Source organism: Streptomyces sp. 2-1, from assembly GCF_048564895.1.
Classification (GTDB): domain Bacteria; phylum Actinomycetota; class Actinomycetes; order Streptomycetales; family Streptomycetaceae; genus Streptomyces; species Streptomyces phaeochromogenes.
In genome coordinates this window covers 2,669,413-2,691,977 of record NZ_CP183383.1, presented here as the reverse complement: position 1 = coordinate 2,691,977, position 22,565 = coordinate 2,669,413, and the positions used below count along the sequence as shown (strand labels likewise).

General features: G+C 70.0%; 18 protein-coding genes. 14 read left to right on the top strand and 4 right to left on the bottom strand.

All coding sequences use genetic code 11. From position 1 onward, the window contains the following. Positions 1-85: 85 nt before the first annotated feature. The 3 genes from ACN20J_RS11790 to ACN20J_RS11780 all read right to left on the bottom strand — a co-directional run bounded on the left by ACN20J_RS11790 (position 86) and on the right by ACN20J_RS11780 (position 2,862). Entirely contained in the window at positions 86-844 is a 759-nt protein-coding gene (locus tag ACN20J_RS11790; protein ID WP_190229408.1) for an SDR family oxidoreductase, read from the bottom strand. Positions 845-869: 25 nt separating this feature from the next. Further along, a complete protein-coding gene (locus tag ACN20J_RS11785) occupies positions 870-2,267 on the bottom strand; it encodes a gluconate:H+ symporter (RefSeq protein WP_362309211.1) in 1,398 nt (465 codons plus the stop codon). Between the two features lie 85 nt (positions 2,268-2,352). Beyond that, the gene (locus tag ACN20J_RS11780) at positions 2,353-2,862 is read right to left on the bottom strand and encodes a gluconokinase (protein WP_189840078.1); all 510 of its coding nucleotides are present in this window, start codon (positions 2,860-2,862) and stop codon (positions 2,353-2,355) included. Between the two features lie 184 nt (positions 2,863-3,046). On the opposite strand from ACN20J_RS11780, the gene ACN20J_RS11775 reads away from it, so the two are divergent. Next, on the top strand, positions 3,047-3,754 hold the full coding sequence (locus ACN20J_RS11775) for a FadR/GntR family transcriptional regulator (protein WP_055614507.1): 708 nt from the start codon (positions 3,047-3,049) through the stop codon (positions 3,752-3,754). Between the two features lie 147 nt (positions 3,755-3,901). Here ACN20J_RS11775 and ACN20J_RS11770 read toward each other — a convergent pair whose 3' ends face one another. Then, a complete protein-coding gene (locus tag ACN20J_RS11770) occupies positions 3,902-4,324 on the bottom strand; it encodes a YchJ family protein (protein WP_361909070.1) in 423 nt (140 codons plus the stop codon). 374 nt (positions 4,325-4,698) lie between these two features. On the opposite strand from ACN20J_RS11770, the gene ACN20J_RS11765 reads away from it, so the two are divergent. The 13 genes from ACN20J_RS11765 to ACN20J_RS11705 all read left to right on the top strand — a co-directional run bounded on the left by ACN20J_RS11765 (position 4,699) and on the right by ACN20J_RS11705 (position 22,563). After that, positions 4,699-6,564, top strand: coding sequence for a phage tail sheath family protein (locus ACN20J_RS11765; protein ID WP_419665856.1), 1,866 nt, complete (start codon positions 4,699-4,701; stop codon positions 6,562-6,564). Between the two features lie 69 nt (positions 6,565-6,633). Then, positions 6,634-7,158 carry a phage tail protein gene (locus ACN20J_RS11760; protein WP_055614510.1) on the top strand — a complete coding sequence of 175 codons (525 nt, stop codon included), beginning with the start codon at positions 6,634-6,636 and terminating at the stop codon, positions 7,156-7,158. 67 nt (positions 7,159-7,225) lie between these two features. Then, positions 7,226-7,954: a hypothetical protein gene (locus ACN20J_RS11755; protein WP_419665855.1), complete on the top strand. Its 729-nt coding sequence runs from the start codon at positions 7,226-7,228 to the stop codon at positions 7,952-7,954. A 19-nt stretch (positions 7,955-7,973) separates the two neighbouring features. Continuing rightward, the gene (locus ACN20J_RS11750; protein WP_419665854.1) at positions 7,974-8,723 is read left to right on the top strand and encodes a hypothetical protein; all 750 of its coding nucleotides are present in this window, start codon (positions 7,974-7,976) and stop codon (positions 8,721-8,723) included. A gap of 82 nt (positions 8,724-8,805) precedes the next feature. After that, positions 8,806-9,843 (top strand): Pvc16 family protein, encoded by a 1,038-nt coding sequence (locus tag ACN20J_RS11745; protein WP_419665853.1) that lies wholly within the window; start codon positions 8,806-8,808, stop codon positions 9,841-9,843. Positions 9,844-9,876: 33 nt separating this feature from the next. After that, complete coding sequence (locus ACN20J_RS11740) at positions 9,877-11,913, top strand: ATP-binding protein (protein WP_419665852.1); 2,037 nt, start codon at positions 9,877-9,879, stop codon at positions 11,911-11,913. Next, complete coding sequence (locus tag ACN20J_RS11735; RefSeq protein WP_190229401.1) at positions 11,904-12,212, top strand: hypothetical protein; 309 nt, start codon at positions 11,904-11,906, stop codon at positions 12,210-12,212. The genes ACN20J_RS11740 and ACN20J_RS11735 overlap by 10 nt, the downstream gene beginning before the upstream one ends. Continuing rightward, complete coding sequence (locus ACN20J_RS11730; protein ID WP_419665851.1) at positions 12,209-18,994, top strand: eCIS core domain-containing protein; 6,786 nt, start codon at positions 12,209-12,211, stop codon at positions 18,992-18,994. The genes ACN20J_RS11735 and ACN20J_RS11730 overlap by 4 nt, the downstream gene beginning before the upstream one ends. A gap of 42 nt (positions 18,995-19,036) precedes the next feature. Further along, the gene (locus ACN20J_RS11725) at positions 19,037-19,750 is read left to right on the top strand and encodes a hypothetical protein (RefSeq protein WP_419665850.1); all 714 of its coding nucleotides are present in this window, start codon (positions 19,037-19,039) and stop codon (positions 19,748-19,750) included. After that, a complete protein-coding gene (locus ACN20J_RS11720) occupies positions 19,747-20,448 on the top strand; it encodes a hypothetical protein (RefSeq protein WP_189840068.1) in 702 nt (233 codons plus the stop codon). Before ACN20J_RS11725 ends, ACN20J_RS11720 begins: the two co-directional genes overlap by 4 nt. A gap of 11 nt (positions 20,449-20,459) precedes the next feature. After that, complete coding sequence (locus ACN20J_RS11715) at positions 20,460-20,840, top strand: hypothetical protein (RefSeq protein WP_419665849.1); 381 nt, start codon at positions 20,460-20,462, stop codon at positions 20,838-20,840. Further along, positions 20,833-21,972, top strand: coding sequence for a hypothetical protein (locus ACN20J_RS11710; protein WP_189840066.1), 1,140 nt, complete (start codon positions 20,833-20,835; stop codon positions 21,970-21,972). Before ACN20J_RS11715 ends, ACN20J_RS11710 begins: the two co-directional genes overlap by 8 nt. 54 nt (positions 21,973-22,026) lie before the next feature. Beyond that, the gene (locus tag ACN20J_RS11705) at positions 22,027-22,563 is read left to right on the top strand and encodes a phage baseplate assembly protein V (protein ID WP_189840065.1); all 537 of its coding nucleotides are present in this window, start codon (positions 22,027-22,029) and stop codon (positions 22,561-22,563) included. The last annotated feature ends 2 nt before the right edge of the window (positions 22,564-22,565 follow it).

Genomic DNA, 22,565 nt, shown 5'->3' with positions numbered 1-22,565 from the left:
AGCACACACCCTTTCGGGGAACTTCAGACTTTCGGAGAGCTCACGTTGGGAGAGGTCGTGTTCGGAGAGGTCGTGTTCGGAGAACTCAGAGAACGCTGGTCATGCCGCCGTCGACGTACAGGATCTGTCCGCTGACGAAGTTCGCCGCCGGGGAGGCGAGGAACAGGACTCCGCCGACCAGATCCTCCGTACGGCCCCAGCGGCCGGCCGGGGTCCGGCGGCGGACCCAGGCGCTGAACTCCGGGTCGTCGACGAGGGGTTGGGTCAGTTCGGTCTCGATGTAGCCGGGGCCCAGGCCGTTCACCTGGACGCCCTGCGGTCCCCAGTCGGCGCACATGCCCTTGGTCAGCATCTTCAGCGCGCCCTTGGTGGCGGCGTACGGCGCGATCCCGGGCCGTACCACCTCGCTCTGCAGCGAGCAGATGTTGACGATCTTGCCGTGGCCGCGCGCGGTCATGCCGCGGGCAGCCTCGCGGCCCACGAGGAAGGCGCTGGTGAGGTTGGTGTCGAGGATGCGGTGCCAGTCGGCGTCGGCGAACTCCAGGAGCGGGGCCCGCAGTTGCATCCCGGCGTTGTTGACGAGGATGTCCAGCGGGCCCACCCGCTCCTCGACGTCCGCTATCCCGGCGGCCACCGACGGGCCGTCGGTCACGTCGAAAGCGGCCGTGTGGATCTCGCCGGGCAGCTCCGCGGCGGCCTTGGTGAGCCGGTCGGTGTCGCGGCCGTTCAGGACCACCGTGCAGCCCGCCTCGGCGAGGCCCCGGGCCAGCGCGAGGCCGATGCCCCGGCTGGACCCGGTGACCAGGGCCGTACTGCCGCTGATGTCGAAGAGAGGGTGAGTCATCGCCGTACTACTCCCGGGTTGCGAGCTAGATCACTAGGGACAGCAGGAGGACCAGGCCGCCGGCGACCACCGAGATGATGGTCTCCATGACCGACCAGGTCTTGATGGTCTGGCCGACGCTGAGGCCGAAGTACTCCTTGACCAGCCAGAACCCGGCGTCGTTCACATGGGAGAAGAACAGTGAACCGGCGCCGATGGCCAGCACCAGCAGCGAGGCGTGCGCGGTCGACATGTCGGCCGCGAGCGGGGCCACGAGACCGGCCGCCGAGATGGTGGCGACGGTCGCGGAACCGGTCGCCAGCCGGATCGCGACCGCGATCAGCCAGGCGAGCAGCAGCGCGGGTATCGACCAGTCCTTGGATATGTCCAGGATCATCTGGCCCACGCCGGAGTCGATCAGCGTCTGCTTGAAGCCGCCGCCCGCGCCGACGATCAGCAGGATGCCCGCGATCGGGCCGAGGGACTTCTCGACGGTCGAGGAGATCCGGTCCTTGGTGAACCCGGCCGCCCGGCCGAGGGTGAAGATGGCGACGAGCACGGCCGCGAGCAGGGCGATCAGCGGCGAGCCGATCACGTCGAAGACGCGCTGCACCATGTTCTCGGGGTCGTCGATGACGATGTCCACGAGTGCCTTGGCCAGCATCAGCACGACCGGCAGCATCACGGTGGCGATGGTGACGCCGAAGCCGGGGCGCTTCTCCAGGTCCTCGGAGGCGCGCTGCGGGATCATCTTCTCCGGCGCCGGGACGTCCACCCAGCGGGCCGCGTACTTGGAGAACACCGGGCCCGCGATGATCACGGTCGGGATGGCGACCAGGATGCCGAGGGCGAGGGTGACACCGAGGTTCGCCTTGACCGCGTCGATCGCGACCAGCGGGCCGGGGTGCGGCGGGATCAGCCCGTGCATCACGGACAGACCCGCGAGCGCCGGGATGCCGATGCGCATCAGCGAGTAGTTGCCGCGCTTGGCGACCATCAGGACGACCGGGATCAACAGCACGATGCCGACCTCGAAGAACAGCGGCAGTCCGATCACCGAGGCGATCAGGACCATCGCCCACGGCATCGAGCGTCCGCCCGCCTTGGCGAGGATCGTGTCGACGATCTGGTCGGCGCCGCCGGAGTCCGCGAGCAGCTTGCCGAGGATCGCGCCGAGCGCGATCAGGACGCCCACACCGGCCACGGTCGAACCGAGACCGGCCGAGAAGCTGGTGATCGCCTTGTCGAGGGGCGCCCCGGCGAAGGCGCCGAGCGCCAGCGACCCGATGGTCAGGGCGAGGAAGGCGTGGAGCCTGAACTTGGTGATGAGCAGGACGATGACGGCGATGCCCGCCAGTACGGCGATGCCCAGCTGAGCGTGGCCCGCCGAGGTGATCGGCTCGACGGGGTCCGCTGCCAGCATCTCGACGCTGAGTCTGGTCACGGTGGTTTTCCTTGGGGGGAGGGGAGGACTGTTGGGGTGGGGTTTGGCGGGGGGTTCGTGGGTGTTGCTCGTCGGGCCGCGGGAGTTACCCGTCGAGGCCGCTCAGCGCGGTCACGGCCCGGTCGGTGATCTCCTCGGGGCTGCCGGAGACATCCACGGCGACACCTGTCTCGTCCGCCTGGAGCGGCTGGAGGGTGGCGAACTGGGAGTCCAGGAGCGCCGTCGGCATGAAGTGGCCCTGGCGGTGCGACATCCGGTCCTCGATGAGCTGCCGCTCGCCCGTGAGGTGGACGAAGACGACTCCGGGAGCGGCCGACCTGAGCCGGTCCCGGTAGCTGCGCTTCAGTGCGGAACTGCTGACCACGCCGCCGAGGCCGGCCCGCCCGTGCGCCCAGGCGCCGATGGCGTCGAGCCAGGGCCAGCGGTCCTCGTCGGTCAGCGGTGTCCCGGCCGTCATCTTGGCGATGTTGGCCTCGGGGTGGAAGTCGTCGCCCTCGGCATAGGGAACGCCGAGCCGCTGGGCGAGCAGGGGACCGATGGTGGTCTTGCCCGTGCCTGCCACTCCCATGACCACGACGACGTGGGGGGTGTTCATCACTGCCTCGCTGTCTTCTTCGACACCCGGATTCGGCTTCCCGGTGTCGACATCTCGATGCCGGATGTACGTCAGGTGCCGCATCCGTCACGACACTGAAACCCATAGGTCAGATGAATTCAAGAGTCTGTGACGTATAAGTCTGACTTTTTGTTCCCGCCTTCGGCCTCGTAGGGTGAACCCCATGAGCACACCGGGCCGGGGGCTGCACGGCCGTGTACTGGAGAGCCTCGGTCCCGCCATCACCGCGGGTGAGTACCCGCCGGGCAGCGTGCTGCGCACCGACGAGCTGGCGCAGCGCTTCGAGGTGTCACGTTCCGTGATGCGCGAGGCGGTCCGGGTCCTGGAGTCGATGCACCTCGTCGAGTCCCGTCGCCGGGTTGGCGTCACCGTACGTCCCGCGAACGAGTGGAATGTCTACGATCCCCAGGTCATCCGGTGGCGACTGGCGGGCGCCGACCGGCCGCGCCAGCTGCGCTCGCTGACCGTGCTGCGCTGTGCCGTCGAGCCGGTCGCCGCGGGGCTCGCCGCCAAGCACGCCACAGCCGAGCAGTGCGCCGAGCTCACCGAGTGCGCCCTCGGCATGGTGGCCAACTCGCGCGGCCACAAGCTGGAGGGGTACCTCGTCCATGACGTGGCCTTCCACCGGATCGTGCTGAACGCGTCCGGCAACGAGATGTTCGCGCGGCTCGGTGACGTGGTCGCCGAGGTTCTCGCCGGCCGTACCCACCATCAGGTCATGTTCGAGGACCCCGACCCGGCGGCCGTCACGCTTCACGTTCAGGTCGCGGAGGCGATTCGCGGGGGTGACGCGGTCCGTGCGGAGGAGTTGACGCGGGAGATCGTGGTGGGTGCGCTTCAGGAGCTGGACGTTCTGAGCCCGGAGGCCTGAACTTCTCGGCTTCGGCCGGGAGTTGTTCGGCTGCGGGGTGCGTCGGGGCTAGGTGCGCAGTTCCCCGCGCCCCTATCGGGGCTGTGGCTGGTCGCGCCCACGCGGCGGAGCCGCAAGTGTGTACAGCCCCGCACCCCTATCGGGGCGCTATTCGCTGATGTCCCCGTCCACGTACACCCACGCCCCGTCCACCCGCTCGAAGCGGCTGCGCTCGTGGAGTGAGCCCCCTGCGTACGACGCCCGGAAGGTCACCGTTCCCGTCGTGTGGAAGGCCGTGCCCTCGCTCGTGGTGAGGATCTCCAGGCCGGTCCAGCGCATGGCCGGATCGAACTCGACGCGGGCCGGGCGGGTGCGCGGATGCCAGGTGCGCAGCAGGTACGCCTCGTCGCGCTTCACGAATGCGCAGTAGCGCGAGCGCATCAGTGCCTCGGCGGTGGGGGCCGTGCCCTGACCCCGATGAAATCGGCCACAGCACTTTTCGTACGTCTCCGCAAGACCGCAAGGGCAGGAGGGGTTGTGCGCGGGGGCGGATCGGCGCTGGTTGCGGGATTGCGGGGTGCGTCGGGACATGCGCTCCATTCTGCTGCACCACGGCCTGTGGGGAATCCGTGAATCAGCTGCCACGACACGAGTACATCGTGTGCGAGCTGTGCGCCGTCCTCTTCATCGAACCTCCTCCAGGCGTGGCGTGAACCTGCCTTGCATACGCAACTGCCCACACAGCACGGTGGATTGAGCACTTGAGCATCAGGAGTCACAAGCGTGCTGCTTGACCCCGGACGGCCGTCCGACCGGGGCACTGACGGGGGAAAGCTGATGCGGTGCCGCGGTCCGGTGCGCTCACGCGTGTCCGGAGACCTCCGCGTGCGCCGTGAACGAGACGTCTCCCTCTGCCGCCTCTTGGTGCCTTTCACCCGGTGCCCGAGAACGGATTAGGAGGGGGAATGCCGATGAGCGCGGTGAACACTGCCAGGCCGACGTATCCCGGCGTCTACGTCGAAGAGCTTCCCAGCAGCGCCCGGACCATCTCGACCGTCACCACCTCGGTGACCGCCTTCGTGGGGCATACCCGGCGCGGCCCGCTGAACGAGCCGGTGCGCGTCACGAGCTTCACCGAGTTCGAGCGCCGCTTCGGCGGCCTGAGCTCGCAGAGCGCCGTCGGCTACGCCGTGCACCAGTTCTTCGGCAACGGTGGCACGGTCGCCGTGATCGTCCGCGTCGCCAAGGCGGGCAGCGGCAAGGCCGCCTGCGTCACCCTGGAGTCCACCGAGGGCCACAGCGAGTCCGCGGTCCTCGAAGTGCACGCCAAGGAACCGGGCGTATGGGGCAACGGCCTGCGCGTCGCCGTCGACTACGACACGCCCTGCCCGGACGAGACGTTCAACCTGCGGGTGTACGACGCCAAGGGCGAGGCCCGCGAGAGCTTCACCGGTCTCTCCATGGACGCCTCGCACGGCCGGCACGCGCCGACCGTGATCAACGCGGGGTCGCGGCTCATCCGCGTCGAGGCCGTGGGCGAGGGCCGCCCCGATCCGTCCGGCACCGTCTCCAAGCCGTTCGGCCATGAACTGCCCGACCTCGCCGTCGACTTGACGGTCAAGATCGGTGAGGTCGAGCGCGAGTTCACGCTGTACGACCCGGACTGCGACGGCGAAGTCCCGTCCAACGTGGCCGAGTTGGCGCTGCTGCTCGAACGCAAGCTGCGGGCCCTGCCCGACGCGCCCGGCAAGCACGCCTTCGCGGGCGCCGAGGTCACCGCCTTCGGCAAGCGCCTCCTGGTCGTCGCGGGCTCCACCGACCCCGAGGACGTCGTCCGCTTCGTCGGCGAGTGCGCCAACGACCTGGGCCTTGAGGCCTCCGTCAACCCGCCCGTCTTCCCGCTGGAGGGCGGCGAGGACGGCGAGGCGCCCGGACCGCGTGACCTCATCGGCAGCGAGGCCGACAAGACCGGCATCCAGGCCCTGCGCGGTGTCGCGGACGTCAACCTGCTCGTCCTGCCCGAACTCGCGGCGTACGAGTCCACCGAGGACGCCATCACGGTCGTATCGGCGGCCCAGCGGCTCTGCCAGGAGCGGCGGATCTTCCTCCTTGTCGACGCGCCCGGCACCTGGGTCAGTGTGGACACCGCCCGCGCCGGACTCGCGGCCTTCGACGCCGTACGCGGCAACCACGCGGGCCTGTACTTCCCGCACCTCCAGCTCACCGACCCGCTCACCGGGCGGCTGCGCTCCTTCCCGCCGTCCGGCGCCGTCGCCGGGGTCTACGCGCGCACGGACTCCGAGCGCGGGGTATGGAAGGCCCCGGCCGGCACCGAGGCGCGGCTCGCGGGCGTGCACTCCCTCACGGTCAACCTCACCGACCGCGAGACCGGACTGCTCAACCCGCTCGGCGTCAACTGCCTGCGCACCATGCCGATGGTGGGCCCGCTCGTGTGGGGCGCGCGCACCCTTGAGGGTTCCGACGCGCTCGACAGCGAGTGGAAGTACGTGCCCGTGCGGCGGCTCGCGCTGCATGTGGAGGAGAGCCTCCAACGCGGCCTGCAGTGGGTCGTGTTCGAGCCCAACGACGAGAACCTGTGGCAGCAGATCCGCCTCGGCGCCTCCTCGTACCTGCACACGCTGTTCCGTCAGGGTGCCTTCAAGGGCGGCACGCCGCGCGAGGCGTACTTCGTCAAGTGCGACCACGACACCACGACGGACGAGGACATCGCGAACGGCGTCGTGAACGTCCTGGTCGGCATCGCGCCGGTCAGGCCCGCCGAGTTCGTGATCGTCAGGATCCAGCAGACGTCCGGGCAGTTCGAGCTCTGAGTTCGAACTCCGAGTTCGAGTTCTGAGATCGAGTTCTGAGTTCGACGACGGAGAACGTGAAGGAAACCGATGGCTGAGTTCACTGTCAACGCCCAGCGCTTCGACCCGTACAAGAACTTCAAGTTCCTTGTGCTGTGGGACGGTCGTACGGTCGCGGGCATCAGCAAGATCAGTCCGCTGAAGCGGACCACCGAGGTCGTCAAGCACCGGCACGGCGGCGACCCCAGCTCCCCGCGCAAGTCGCCGGGGCGCTCGGAGTTCGAGGGGATCACCCTGGAGCGCGGGGTCACGCACGACCCCGAGTTCGACCGCTGGGCCAACAAGGTCTGGCAGGTCGGGGCCGGTCTCGGCTCCGAGGTGTCCCTCGCCGACTTCCGCAAGGACATCGTCATCCAGGTCCTCAACGAGGCCGGTCAGGTCGCCGTCTCGCACAAGCTCTACCGGACCTGGCCGAGCGAGTACCAGGTCCTCGGCGAGCTGGACGCCAACGCCAACGCGGTGGCCATCCAGTCGCTGAAGCTGGAGTGCGAGGGCTGGGAGCGGGACTACGAGGTGCCCGAGCCGGAGGAGCCCTCCTTCCTCAACCCCGCCTGAACGGCGGCAAGTTGACTGACAGATGGGCCGCGGGGGCGGCGGGGCGGGTACGGAACGGGGGGCGGGCATGACGAACACTCGGGCGGCTGAACTACTCACCACCTGGGAGACCGGGCTTGCCCAGGCCCCGTCCGGACGCGCCCTGCTGCTGCACCGCGCCGCACGCCCCGGCACCGGCGGCGAGACGCTGTCCGCGTTGCCGGTGGGCGAGCGGGAGGCGGACCTTTTCGCGCTGCGCCGGGCCCTGTTCGGCGAGCGGATGCAGGTGCGCCTCGGCTGCTCGGCCTGCGGCGAGGACATGGAATTCGACCTGGACGCCGGGGAGTTGGCCCGGTCGGCAGGCGCTCCCGCCGAGCCCTCGGTGCAAGTCGCCGAGGACGGCTGGGAGATCGAGTTCCGGGTGCCGGGTGTCGCCGACCTGACGGCGGCCGCCCGGCACCCGGATCCACGGCGGGCGCTGCTCGCCCGCTGCGTCGTCTCGGCGGTGCGCGACGGGGTGGACGTCCCCGCCGACGCGCTGCCCGAGACGGTGCAGCGGCGGCTCGCCGAGGCGGCCCAGCAGGCCGACCCGGGCGCCGACGTCACGCTCAACGTCAACTGCCCCGAGTGCGGAGCGGCCACCCGCGCCGAGCTCGACATCGCCTCCTACCTGTGGACCGAACTGGACGCCTGGGCACGGGACGTGCTCCTCGACGTCCATCTGCTCGCCACCGCGTACGGCTGGAGCGAGCCGGAGATCCTGGCGCTCAGCCCGCTGCGGCGCCGCTACTACCTGGAGCTGTGTGCGGATGTCTGACTCCGTGGGAGGGCACCCCGTGAACGAGGGGGACGTGGGGGAGTCCCGGGCGCCCGACTTCTTCGACCGGCTGCTCGCCCGGCACGCCCCGGCCGCCGTGTCGCGCCCCGGCGTGGCGCGCGTACGCCCGCGGCTCGCCGGACCCTTCGAACGGGTCGAGGCGGTACGGGCCGGCGCGCAGGAGCCGGAGTCGGCGGAGCCGCTGTGGCCGACCTCGACCCAATCACCCACGTCCGACGGCGACTTGACGCGCCCGGCGGTCCGCGAGGTCCAGTTCCGTACGGAGCGCGAGCGGACCGTCGTACGGCCCGAGCGGGTGCCGTCGGACGAACCCGCGCCCCGGCCCGTGGCGCGGGACCTTCCCGAGGCCCCGCTGCTCAGGCCCGCCGTGCCGGTGGCGCCGGGGCCGCGGCCCGTGCCCGACACCGCGCGGCGCTCCGCCGGGCGGGGCGAGCCGGAGCGGTCCTCCCCAAGCGCGGTGTCCGTGCCCCTCCCCTCGGGTGCGGCCACCGCTTCCCCTGCCGCCGTGTCCGCCGCGCTGCGACCCAGCGCGGCGGACACGGCGGCGGCCCGGGACGCCGTACGGCAGGCCGGGGGCCGACGCTCGGGCCGCGGGGGCGAGCAGGTGGTGCAGGTGCAGATCGGGCGGCTCGAAGTGACGGCGGCCGGTCCCGCGGCGGCGGGTGGCGGAAGCCGGAGTGCCGCTGCCGCGACGCGGCCGGGGGCGGCGCTGAGCCTGGCGGACTACCTGGCGAGGGGGCGCGAGTGAGGAACGTACGACGAGACGACCGCCGGAGTACCGAGGGTGGACCCGATGGGACCGAGGAATTTGGGACTGAGGAACTGACGTCATGAGCAACGCACTTGCCATCGCCCATGTCACCCAGGCCCTCGCCCTGCTGATCGAGGCCAATCTCCAGCCCGAGATCGACATGGCCGTCAAGGTCGAACCGCGCAAGCCGTCGGCCGATCCGCCGGCCGAGCCCACCATCACCGTGTTCCTGTACCAGGTCACGCCCAACACCTCGCAGCGGAACAACGACCTGCCGACCCGCGCGCCCGACGGCACGCTGCTCAAGCGGGCCGCCGCGGCACTGGACCTGCACTTCCTGATCAGCGCCTACGGCGAGGAGTCGGAACTGGTCGGTCAGCGGCTGATCGGCTCCGTGGTGCGCACGTTGCACGAGATACCCGTCCTGCCGAAGGACATCATCGAACTGGCCGGGGAGAAGCCCTACTTGGCGGGCAGCGACCTGGCCGAGGCGGCGCAGCGGGTGCGGTTCTCGCCGACGGTGATGGACATCGACGAGACCTCCAAGCTGTGGGGGATGCTCCACCAGACCCCGTACACGCTGTCCGTGGTGTATCAGGCGGCTCTCGTCTTCATCGAGGGGCGCGATGCGCCTGTGGCGGCGCAGCCGGTGGAGCGGAGCGCGGTGCGGGTGCTGCCGTTCGGGGCGCCGGGGGCGCCGGTTCCGCCGGGCGCGTCCGTGAATGGGGCCGCGGATGGGTCCGGGGCGGCGGAAAGTGGGGCTTCCGGAGAGACGTCCGGTGGGGCGGGGGCGAAGGCCGGCGCCGAGACGCCCGCCAAGCCTGAAGCCGAGCCCGAGGCCAAGCCTCTCGCGAAGGTCGCGGCCAAGACGCCGACGAAGGCTGCCGCGAAGGCGCCGGTGAAGGCCGCCGCCAAGGCACCGGCTCGCGCTCGCAAGGAGAGTCAGCCCAACAAGGCCGCCCAGTCGGGCAAGTCTGGCAGTTCCGTTCAGTCCGGCAGGTCGGCGCGTGGTGCGGCCAAGAGCACGGGAGCCGCGACCTCCGCGTCACCCGGGTCCTCCGCGGATGACTCCGATGCCTCGACGGCCGGCGACGGCCCCGATCGTACGGAGAACTGAGGCGGCGTGGGAACGACGGGGGCAGGTGAGGACATGGGGACGCACGGAACGGGCGCGGCGAACGCGACGGCCGCGGGCGATGCGACGGACGGCAGCCCGACGCTGACCGCGGAGATCCAGCGCGTCCTGGCCCGCGTCGACGCCCACGCGGCGCGCGCGGCCGAGCCGGGCACGGCATCCGAGTCCGAGGGCGGTGCCGACGGGAGCGGCGGGACCGGCGGAAGCCACGGCGCCGCCGGCCGCCCCGTACCGAATCCGGCGGGCCCGGCGACGGGCCCCCTCGACGCCCTCGTCTCCTGCTTCGGGCTCAGCGCCTTCGAGCGGGACCTCGTACTCCTCACCGCCGCCTACGAGTTGGACGCCACGACCGCCGCCCGGTGTGCCGCGGCGAGTGGGGACCCGGAGCGCGCGTACCCCACGTTCTCGCTCGCCCTGGCCGCTCTCGCCGAGCCGCACTGGAGTGCGCTGACCCCGGTCGCGCCCCTGCGGCGCTGGCGGATCGTGGAGTTGGAGGACGACTCGCGGCTGACGTTGTCCCGGCTGCGGCTCGACGAGCGCATCCTGCACTTTCTGCTCGGCTCGCCCTACCTGGATGCCCGCCTGCACGGCCAGTTGCGCCGCACGCCGGTGCCGGACGAACTGCCGCCGTCGTACGATCTGGCCGCGAGCCGGGTCGCCACGGGCTGGACGACCGGTGCGCGGCCGGACGCGCCGCTGCTCGTCGAGGTGGTCGGCGGCGATCTGCGCAGCCGGGCCGACATCGCAGCCGCGGGCGCCGCCCGCTCGGGGCTCGGGCTGTACGCGATGAGCGCCGAGGACATCCCCACGGAGCCTGCCGAGCGCGACCGGCTGGCCCGGCTGTGGCAGCGCGAGGCGATCCTGCTGCCCGCCGCCCTGCTCGTGGAGGCAGGCGAACTCGACCGCGACCAGCACGCGGCAACCGACGCGTTCCTCGCCGGAGCGGCCGTCCCCGTCGTCGTGTCCAGTGCCGACCCGCGCCAGACGGACCGGCCGCACGGCGAACGCGTGGCCGTGCCGCGTCTGGACGACGAGGAGCAACTCGGTCTGTGGATCGGTGCGTTCGAGGGCGTCGCCGAGATCCCGGAAGGTGAACTGCGGTCGCTGGTCGCGCAGTTCCAGCTGCCGCCCCATGTCGTACGCGCCGCTGCCGCCGCCGTACGCCGTGATCTGCCCGGCGAGGACGAGCTGGATGCCGGTCGACTCGCCTGGCGTGCCGGAATGAACGAGGCCCGGGTCGGCATGGACGACCAGGGCCGCCGTATCGAGCCCGAGGCGGGCTGGGACGACCTCGTGCTGCACGAGCGGCAGACGAGTGTGCTGCGCGAGATCGTCGCGCATGTGCGGCAGCGGGCAACTGTTCACCAGGAGTGGGGATTTGCGTCCACCCTGCGCCGAGGGCTGGGCGTGACGGCCCTGTTCGCGGGCGGGTCGGGGACGGGCAAGACGCTCGCCGCCGAGGTCATGGCCAAGGAGCTCGGCCTCGACCTCTTCATCGTCGACCTGTCCCAGGTGGTCAGCAAGTACATCGGCGAGACCGAGAAGAACCTGCGGAAGGTGTTCGACGCCGCCGAAGCCGGTGGCGCGCTCCTCCTCTTCGACGAGGCCGACGCCCTCTTCGGCAAGCGCAGCGAGGTCAAGGACAGCCACGACCGGTACGCCAACCTCGAAGTCAGCTATCTGCTGATGAGGATGGAGGCCTACCGGGGGCTCGCCATCCTCACCACCAACATGAAGAAGGCCTTGGACACGGCGTTCATGCGCCGGATCCGTTTCGTCGTCGACTTCCCGTTCCCGGCCGAGCACGAGCGTGCCGAGATCTGGCGCCGGGTCCTGCCCTCGCGGACCCCGACGAAGGGCATCGAGCCCGAACTGCTGGCCCAACTCACCGTCGCCGGAGGCTCGATCCGCAACATCGCCCTGTCCGGCGCGTTCCTCGCCGCCGAGGAGGGCGACCGGCTGCAGATGCGGCACATGCTCGCGGCCGCCCGCACCGAGTACCTCAAGCTGGAGCGCTCCCTGACGCCCGGGGAGGTCCGCGGATGGGTGTGAGCAGGGACGCGGGCAGAGGTGCGGGCGGGGAACCGGGCGCGATCCGGGTGAACGTCGGTGAGCTCGTCCTCGATGGCTTCCGTGTGGACCCCGACCGGGTGTCGGCCGCGTTCGAGCACGAACTCGCCCGGCTGGTACGCGAGCGTGGCGTACCCCTGGCGGCGGACGGCGCGGTGAGCGTGGACACGCTGTCCGGGCTGCCGCCGCTGCCCGCCGGGCTGTCCGCGCGACGGCTCGGCCAGGAACTGGCGCGCGCGGTGCACGCGGGACTCTCCGGCCGTGGGGAGGTCACGCCGTGAGCAACAACTCGCAGACACAGGACGGCCGTTCGGAGCAGGCTGCCGAGGAGCGCCGCCGCAAGCGCAAGGAGCGTGCGGCCAAGTCCCGTACGCCTGAGCCGAAGGACATCGTCAGCGGAGCCGGACAGCCTCTCGATGTCGGCGTACGAAGGGAGTTGGAGGAGCAGCTCGGCCACGACCTCAGCCGCGTACGGCTGCACACCGGGCGGGACGCCGGCCAGCTGACCGAGTTGCTGGGCGCGGACGCGGTCGCGGTCGGCCAGGACATCTTCTTCCGCGAGGGCGCCTACCGGCCCGGCACCGCCGACGGTCAACGCCTGCTCGCTCACGAGCTGTTGCACACCGTGCAGAACCCGGACGGCCTCGGCGCGCTGCGCGCCGGCCGCGACCCGGGCGCGGTGAGCCTGCCCCAGCAGGCCATCGAGCGTGAGGCGGAGTCGGCCGCCCAGGACCTCGTACGCCCGGCCGCGGCTCAGGAGTCCGCGCCGGAGGTGGAGGAGGGGCAGGCCACGCCCGGCTGGCTGCGGTACGCCACCGTCGACGCCGACCGGAACCGGCTGGAGCAGATCGACCCCGCCACCCTCGTCGACCGGCTGACGAACTCGGTCGTGCGCTCGCTGCGCGGCGACCCGGAGGACCGCTCGCAGCGCACGCGCCGCCAACTCGCTCGGCTGCCCGAGGAGTTGCTGGACGGAGTCCTCGACCGCCTGGAGGACCGGCTGCTCGGCTCGGAGCACGACCGGGTGCTCGACCTGGTCGAGGAGATCGAGGCCGACGGGGATCTTCCGGAGGAGACGGACTCGTACGACGCTCCGGCCATCGAGCCGGACGCGGCCGGGGAGTTGCGGGTCGAGCGGGAGAGCGAGCAGCGTTCGGTCGAGGAGGACCGGGAGGAGGAGCGGAAGCCCGGGGCGGCTCCGGGGCCGGAGAAGGAACAGGCCGGTGGGGGAGGGGCCGCCGGTTCGACGCCGGAGAACTCGGCGCCGGGGAAGGAGAGTTCCGCGCCGGGTGGTGGTCGGGAGCCGAGCCCGGGTGCCGGTACGGGTACTGACACCCGGGCCGGTAGCGGGGCTGAGGCGGGCAAGGGGAGCGAGGGCGCTGGGCGGCCTTCGGGCGGCGGTACGGCCGAGAGCGCGCAGCAGGCCGGGACCGGCGGGAGGACGACCGCGGGCGCCGTGCAGGGTGAGGCGGCGAAGTCCGAGCAGGGCAAGGGTGAGAAGAAGGAAGCCGGAGGGGGCGGGGCCGGCAAGGACAAGGGTGCCCAGGGGGAGAAGGAGGCCTCGGACGGGCAGGAGGCTCCCGCGGCCGGCAAGGAGGAGTCCGCGGCCAAGAACCGGCCGGGCGCGGTCGACGCGCTCGTGGCGAGCCAGAAGGTGAAGCCGCAGGACAAGGCCGGGCAGCCGAAGCCGACGGGTTCCCCCACGACGGCGGGCAAGGGCGGCCAGCAGTCCGGCCCGGTCAGCAGGCTCGACGGTGTGCGCAACCAGGACCTGGAAGGCCCCGAGGAGACTGCCGACGAGGACCCGTTCGGCTCCGGCAGTGAGTCCGAGGTCGAGGTCGGCGGCGGGGAGAAGAGCGCCTGGGACATCAAGCTCCAGCCCGAGGACTTCATCCCGGAGCGGGATCCCGACGTATCCGGCGTACCGACCGCGGACGAGGCGGATCCGGCCTCCGCCGCGGGGGCTGCCGTGCCGTCGTCCGCCGCGCCTCCGGTCACGAAGGCCGACAAGGTGCAGGCGGAGCGGGATGCCGAGGACGCGGAGGATGCGGAGGCGGAATCCGAGTCCGAGTCCGTGGAGGGCGACGTCGCCGGGGCCGCCGACATGGAGGCCGTGTCCGAAGGCGAGGGTGCCACCGGCGGAGACGGGCAGCTCGGCGGCTTCGCGCTGGAACAAGCCGCCGCCCCGCCTCCCGTACCGGGCTCGGTGTCGAAGGACCCGAAGAGCGGCGCCGACCCCAAGGCCGGGCCCGTATCCGCGCAGACCGCGGTGCAGGAGGCGCCGGGCCGGTCCGAGGACGGCGGCGAGGCGCAGGAGACGGCCGCCAAGGAGGAGAAGGGCACTCCGGCCGCGGGCGACAAGTCGGCCGGCGCCCAGGAGAAGGCATCTCCGCAGGCGGGCGGCGCCCAGTCGGGCGGGTCCGAGGCCTCGGGCCGACAGGAGCAGAGGACGTCGGGGTCCGGTCAGGCGACTGTGACTGCGGCTGGGTCGGCGGGCGGGCAGGCTCAGGGGGCCTCGTCGGCTTCGTCGGCTTCCGGGGGTGCGGCGGGCAAGAGCGAGCCGGCGTCGGACGCCTCGAGTGCCTCGTCCGCACGGGACAGCCATGTCTCCGGAGGCTCGTCCGGGGGAAGCGCGAGCAGTACGGGTAATACGGCGACTCCGCAGGCCCCGGCGGTGCAGGAGTCCGCGCCCGCCGCTCCGGAACCGGTCCAGGCCGCCGAGCCGTCGGCGCAGGAGGAGGCCGTTCCGGTTGCTGCGCCCGCCCACAAGGCTGATGCGGCGCCGAAGGCGACCAAGTCCGCCTCTGCCGCGAAGGGTTCGCGCGGTGGCGGTGGCGGTGGAGGTTCCGGCGGAGGCGGCGGTCGTGGTGGCGGCAGCGCGGCAGTGCCCGCCTCTAAGGGCAAGGGAAAGAAGGACTCGGGCCCGGCCCCGAACCTCTCCCAGGTGTCCCCGGAGGCGGGCCTGTCCACCGCCTCAAGCCTCAAGCCCCACAAGGCACTTGAGGCCATGGGAGGCGTCGGCGGCTCGGTGGACCGTACCGTCGGCGACGAGCACAAGGCGCTTGCCGCGGCGCCGCCGTCGATGCAGCGCCCCGCCGGTGCGCCCCAGACGCTCCAGGGCAAGCCGAAGGCCGACGCGCCCGCCCAGTACTCCCAGGACGCGGCGCAGAAGTCCGAGGCACCGGCGGAGGAGAAGGCCGAGGTCACGGGTGCCAAGGAGCCCGAGGGCCAGATCGAGGCCGAGAAGGCGGAGGAGCCGGGCGGCTGGGACACCTTCAAGATGGCCCTGGGCTTCGGCATCGGCTGGCTCGCGGACAAGCTGGGCTTCGAGGTGGACGCGCAGGAGTTGGCGGCCAAGTTCGCCGGGCTGCCGACGAAGGACGAGGCGCTCAAGCAGGCCCAGGCGGGCAACGCGCCGGGTGTCGAACTGCAGGGCGAGGCGGATCAGACAGCGGGCGAACAGGGTGCCGCGGTCGACACCAAGGGCCAGGAGACCGTCACGACGGGCCGTGACGACGCGGCCCGCCCGATGGGGGAGAACCAGGTTTACCCCGACGTCCCCAAGGAGCAGCTGAAGGCGAAGGTGCCCGGTCCCGAGGGCGGCAAGGGCGGTGTGCCGGAGGGCGGCGCGTCCACGGGAGCCGTACCCGCGGAGGCCGCCTCCGAGGTGGCGGAGCACGACCGGGGGCCGCAGTTCAAGGCCGCGTTCAGCGACGGCCAGAAGGGCATGTCCGAGGGGCGGCAGACCAAGGACCGGGACTTCCGTGACTCGCAGGCGAAGCACAAGCAGAAGGTCGACGCCGAGGTCGCGGCGAACACCGAGAGCCAGGCGGGCGAGCGCGAGAAGGCCCTCAGTGATGTCACCGCGCAGCGTGCCGACTGGCGCAAGGAGCAGGACGAGGAGCTCAAGAACCTCGGTACGAAGAAGAGCGAGCGGCACGACAAGGTCCGTAAGGACGTCCAGGACAAGGAGAAGAAGACCGACGACGACGTCGACAAGGAGAAGAAGGACGGCGACAAGAAGATCCAGGACGAGAACACCAAGGCCGAACAGGACGCCGAGAAGAAGCGCGACGACAGCGTCAATGATTCGGGCAACTGGATCAGCAAGGCCTTCGACTGGATCAAGGAAAAAGTCCTTGAGATCAAGAACGCGATCGTCCGCGTCATCAAGGCGGCGCGCGACGCGGTCGTAGGTTTCATCAAGAACTTCAAGGAGACGGTCGAGCGCTGGATCAACGAGGCGCGCAAGTTCATCGTCGACGCCATCAAGAACCTCATCGACGACCTCATCGAATTCGCCAAGGCGCTGGTCCGGGGGATCATCGAACTGGCCAACCGTATCCGGAAGTTCATCAGTGGGCTGATCTCGGCCGCGATCGCCATGGTGAACCGACTGGCGAAAATGCTGAAGCAGATCATCACGGATCTGCTGCACGCCATCGGAAAGCTGCTGGGCAGCATTCTGAGCATCTTGAAGAAGATGCTGCTGGACGTGATCAAGGCGGTCATCGCAGCGGTCAAGACGGTCCTGGAGTACGCCTCCAAGATCCTGGGCGCGCTCGGTGAGTTCATGATGATCGCCGTCGATTTCCTCTCCGATCCGGGCGGTTGGCTGAGCGGCGCCAAGAACTCCGCAGTGGACGGGGCGAAGAACCACCTCTTCCGTGAGGTCCAGGCGGCCGTCAAGCAGTGGTTCCAGTCGAAGATCGAGGAGATCCTCGGCATCCCGAAGGCGATGATCGACAAGCTCATCAAGGGTGGCTTCACCCTGGAGCGGATCGTCAAGGAGACGTGGGACGCGATCGTCCCCCAACTCCCCTTCATCATCGGCGAGATCGTCATAACGAAGGTCATCGCGAAGCTGATTCCGGGCGCGGGCTGGGTGATGGCGGTGATCGACGCCATCCGCACGGCCATCGGCGCCCTCAGCGAGATCCTGCGGGCGATCGGTGCGGTCATCACCTGGCTGAAGGCGGTCCGCCAGGGCGGCGCGGGCATCCTCTTCGCGAAGGCGGTCGCGGCCGGCATCGTCGCCCTCCTCGAACTCGCCTACGAGTTCCTCCTGAACGGCATCGGCAAGTACGTCGCCAAGGTCGGCCGCCGCCTCAAGAGCGTCGCCCTGAACCTGGGCAAGGAGAAGCCGGGCGGGGGCCGGGGCCCGGCGGGCCAGGGCTCGGACGACCGGGGCGGCGACAAGAAGACCCGCCCGCAGCCGGAAACCGCGCCCGGCCCCACCTCCGGCACACCGACCACACGCCCGACGACGGGCGGCCCGAGTGCGACAACGAGCCGCCCGACGACGAACGGCCCGACGACGAACGGCCCGACGACCGCCGGGCCGCGCCCCGGTGGAACGCCGACCGCGAAGAAGCCGGGAACCACCACTCCGGCGAAGCCCACGTCACCCGGCGGCCCCGCCAAGGACGGCACCAAGCCCGGCCCAGGCACTTCCAAGACCCCGGCCGACACCAAGAAGCCCACGGGCAACGACAAGAACGGCCGCCTGAAGGACAAGGAAGACGACAGGCCGGACACCCGCCCGACCCCGTCCCCAAAGCCCAAGCCCCAACCGACCCCCCGCCCGAAGCCCGAACCGGACACGCGGCCCCGCCCGAAGGACGACACCCCGGGCAGGCCCAAGGAGGACCAGGGCTCCACGCCGCCCAAGTCCGACGACAAGACCCCGGACAAGCCCAAGGACCAGGACCCGAACGGGCCTGCGGGCAAGGACGGTAAGGACGGCGACAGGGACGGCTCCGGCTCAGGGAAGCCCAGGAAGGGCGGCTCCCGGAAGCCCAAGTCCGACAAGGACGGGCCGGGCAGGCCAGCGGACAAGAAGCCCTCTCATGGCAAGGGCGGCGACAAGGACGGTCCCGGAAGGCCCAAGCCCGACAAGGACGTCCCCGGGAGGCCGAGACACGAGAAGGATGGTGTCCCAAAGAGCAAGCCGGATAAGCAGGACAGGCAGGACCAGCGGGACGACCGCAAGAAGGACGAGGAGTCGACCGACTCCAAATCGGAGCGCTTGGCCAAGATCGTGGCGAGGATACGCCCGATCATTGAGGAACGGCTGGAACCCGGACTCCGTAAGGGTTCGCACAGGTCGCTGCTCTCCTCTCTGCAGACATGGTTCCGGCTGACCAGCCTGGAAAAGGAGGGCGGCGAAGAGTTCACCGTCCGCGCGCGGTTGAACCCGAGCCTTCCCGTCACCGGTGGTTTCTCGCAGGGACTGCTCGACTACTTGAGGAAGCATCAACTGCCGCGTCCCGTCATCGAACCCTGGCCCCAGAACGGAGTACGGCCGGCGGTGACAACCAACGCGAAGTACATCAACCCCGAGTATGCACAACGCGGACGTGAGCCAGGCAATCAATACACCGAGGGCTGGTACTACCTGGCGCGGCACAAGATGACTCCGGGCACGCCTCAGTGGGACCGCATGCACCTCATACCGCGCGAGATCGGTGGAGCGGCAGCCACATCCAACTTCGTTCCGGCCAGGAACTCCGACAACGCCCCCTTCTACCACGTGATCGAAAAGTACGCCGCGCAGGCATTCGGGCAGACCGCTACCGCCACTCCTCCCATGCCGGGGTGGTACACGGCGGAACTGAAGCGCTACAAGGGTCCCAGCAGCATCGCGTACCCGCACGGAAATACCTATCCCGAAGGATTCCCGGAGCAGCTGACGGTCGATTGGGGAATGTACAAGAGGAGGGGGAACGGTACTGGACAGAGCAATTCGGACTGGATGAAGCTGCCTGCCTCGATGCGAGCGGTCAAGAATTTCGCTCCTCCGCCCGCGCCGAGCTTCGTCGGACCGCTCACGGCCCCTGTCAACATCAACACGGCCACCAGGGCGGAGATCGGAAAGGCTCTAGACAGGGCCGGGCGCATGTATGTGACGGCGGTCATGCACGAGCGCACATTCAAGGACTTCGCTGACATGAAGAGGAAACTGTCCGCATACAAGTCGAAGGCAGGGAAGCCGCTCAACAATTTCGACACGACGATGAGGAGGCTGAAGCTGCGCGCAACCCACGGCTACTTCAACTTCTGACGGAGCAAAATCTCTCCGATCGCCCGACGAAAGCTGACCGTCATGCACAATCTCACCCCCAACGAGCAGCGGCACGCGGAATCTCTGGAAGAGATCCGGTCGAGTCCGTTCCTCCAAGCTGACTGTGGGAACGCTGATCACCTGGGTCCCGCCCCTGAAGAGCTTCTCCCGCTGGGCCGGTACAACGATGCCTGGGCTGACGTAGAACTCGATCAGAACCTCTTGGACTGTGCTCTGCGGTTCACGGACCTCGGGGCACAGTGGAGGACTTCCCGGAAGAAACTTCCCAGAATTCAGGGCGATTTCAATCTGCTCCACCTCCGTGACGTACTGAACCAGCCGGAGGGTCCTGCCCCCACGATTCCTGACGCCACGGATTCCCAACTCCGGTTCCTCTCGGAACTTCGCTTCTTCGATCACACGCCACGGTCAGGGTCCGGGAAACTGGCATATATCCGATTGCGGCCCGGTGGCACGCCCCTTGAGATCTGGTACAGCGCCGTGGCGGACATCGGTGGCGACCCGTATCCGCCTGGATTCATCAAGATGGACATCACCTACTGCCAGTACCTGGACGCTCTGCTCCTCACCAAGGGCACCTACGGCTGGCAATACCTGTACACGGACATCTCGCTGCGCCGTGGCGACTTCCGGGAAACCGTCGCATACCTCCAGGGCATGCTGGAGGTATTTCCCGAGATCTTCCCGCAGCACGACTACACGGATTTGCGTGAACGCCTGGAGGCCCGCCAATGACCCGCTACGCCGACATCCCCAAGCCCATCCGCTCCGGAATAGTCGTGGTCGACCCCGACCGAGGAACGCCCCAGCGGATCATCGTGCTTCAGTTCAACCCGGACACCCTCGAACGCAGTCTCAGTCCCCAATCCGCGGGCGGGAGCGGTGATTCCGGTGGAGGCGGCAGCGGGACCGGAGACCGGAATGAGGCTCTGCGGCTCAAGGGTCCCGCTCAGGAGACGTGGAAGTTCACCGCCGAGATCGATGCCACCGATCAGTTCGAGGTCGCCGCACCCGACGGCATTCACCCCCAACTCGCCACCCTCGAAATGCTGGTGCAGCCCACGACCCAGCAGATCCGGGACGCCTCGCGGCTCTCGCAGAAGGGGACCATCGAGATCAGCCCGATCGAGATGCCGTTGACGCTGTTCACGTGGGGGAGCAAGCGGGTGATGCCCGTACGGCTCACCGAGCTGTCCATCAACGAGTCGGCGTTCGACGTGAACCTCAACCCGATCCGGGCCTCGCTCGGCATCGGGCTGAAGGTGCTCACCGTCAGCGACCTCCCCGCCGGACACCGAGGCGCCGACCTCTACATGGCCCACCTCGCCCAGAAGGAACGCCTCGCGACGGCCGCCCGCCGGGGCAGCCTCGGCGGACTCGGCCTCACCGGCGGGGACATCGGCGGCACGGCAACACTGAGCGGAAGGGGCTGAGGGCGGAAGCCATGGCCGACATCGAGCCGTACGAGAACGCCCTGGACGCGATCCCGGGCGCCCACCCCTACCCCCGCACCAGCCGCTACCACGACGCCGAGATCGGCATCCACCGACAGGCGGACGGGACCGAAGTCCGGTACACCAAGCGCCGGTTGCTGCCACCGCTGGCCGAGACCGAGGACGACGGCCAGAGCCATACCGTCAGCAGCGGCGAACGCCCCGACCTCCTCGGCCAGCGCTACTTCGGCGACCCCGCCCAGTGGTGGCAGATCGCCGACGCCAACCCCGTACTGGATCCACGGGAGTTGACCGACGAGGCGGGCAACGTCATCGAGGTCCCCCTCGCCGGCGGCTTCCCGCGGGCGGACCGGGGAGACCGGCGTGTCTGAACTCCCCGTGGGCCGGGGCCCCGTACACATCACCCTCCAGATGGGACCGAAACTCACCCGGCCCGTCCCCGCGGAGGTCACGGAAGCCCTGCTCTCCGCCCAGATCACCGCCACCGCGGGCGAACGCAGCGGCTTCCAGCTCGCCTTCGACCTCACCAAGAACGGGCTGATCAACCGCACCCTGCTCCCGGAGGGGTTCTTCGACCCGAAGACCCGCGTCATCGTCTCCGTGAGTGTGAAAGGCACGCCCGAGGTGCTCCTCGACGGGCTGATCGTGCGGCAGGAGGTCGGCGCCAGCAACCAGCCGGGCCACTCCACGCTCACCGTCACCGGCGAGGACCTGAGCCTGCTCATGGACCTGGAGGAGCGGACCGACCGCTACCCCAACCTGCCGCCGTCCGAGCGAGTCCTGGCCATCCTGCGCCGGTACTCCGACTACGGCATCCGGCCGGACGTCTACACGGAGAAGGTGTCCCAGCCCCCGCACCAGGACCTGCGCGTCCACTATCAGACGGGCACCGACCTCCAGTACGTCAACGAGCTGGCCCGCGCCAACGGCTACACGTTCTATCTGGAGCCTGGCCCCAACCCGGGCCAGTCGTCCGCCCGTTGGGGCCCCGAGGTCAGGCTCGGCATCCGCCAGCACGCCCTCAACGTCAACATGGACAACAACTCCACCGTCGACCAGCTGACGTTCGCGTACGACGGGACGGCGAGGGAGGAACCGCAGGCCCGCTGGCAGGACCCCGGCACCCGGCATTCCACGCTCCTCCCGCAGCCGCCGATCAGCCCGCTGCGTCCGCCCCTCGGCAAGCGGCCCACCCCGGCGCTCAAGCGCAGGACGCTGGCCGGCACGGCCAAGCAGCAGCGCGAGCAGGCCGAGGCCGAACTCCTCGCCAGGGCCGCCGTGTCCGCCGACGTCGTCTCGGGCTCCGGCTCACTCGACGTCAACCGGCACGGATACCTCCTGCAGCCACGCCAACTGGTCGGCGTGCGCGGCGCCGGACGCGCGTACGACGGCGACTACTACGTCAAGTCCGTCACACACACCCTGCGACCGGGCTCGTACCAACAGAACTTCACCCTCTCCCGGGAGGGCCTCGAAGCCCGCAGCGCCTACGTCAGGCCCTGACCCACCACAGCATGCACCGCCCCGCAACACCCCACAGATCAGGAGCAGTTCAGCATGGCGGCAACCGGCAATCGCTACCTCGGCAAGTTCCGCGGCCGGGTGATCGACAACAACGACCCGCTGCACATCGGGCGGATCACCGTCGAGGTCCCGGACGTCCTGGGCGACGAGCCGTCGACCTGGGCGCTGCCCTGTCTGCCGTTCACCGGTCCGGAGGCGGGGCAGTTCGTGGTGCCGCCGCCGGGAGCGGGCGTGTGGGTCGAGTTCGAGCAGGGTGACCCCAGCTTCCCCGTGTGGACGGGGTGTTGGTACGGCGACCAGAGCGAACTGCCGCCGGACGCGCGTCGCCTGGTCCAGCCGGCTTCGCAGGCCAAGCCCGTCGTGGTGCAGACACCCGGGGCGCACAAGATCGTGATGAGCGATCCACCGGGCGCGGACCAGGGAATCCTGCTCCAGGCCAAGGGCGGCGCCTACATCCGCATCACCGAGGAAGCCGTGGTCATCGCGACCGGCGCGGGCGCCGAGGTCCTGCTGCGCGGCGACCAAGTGACGATCAACGAGGGCCAGTTGACCGTGCTCTCGAAGCGATAGGA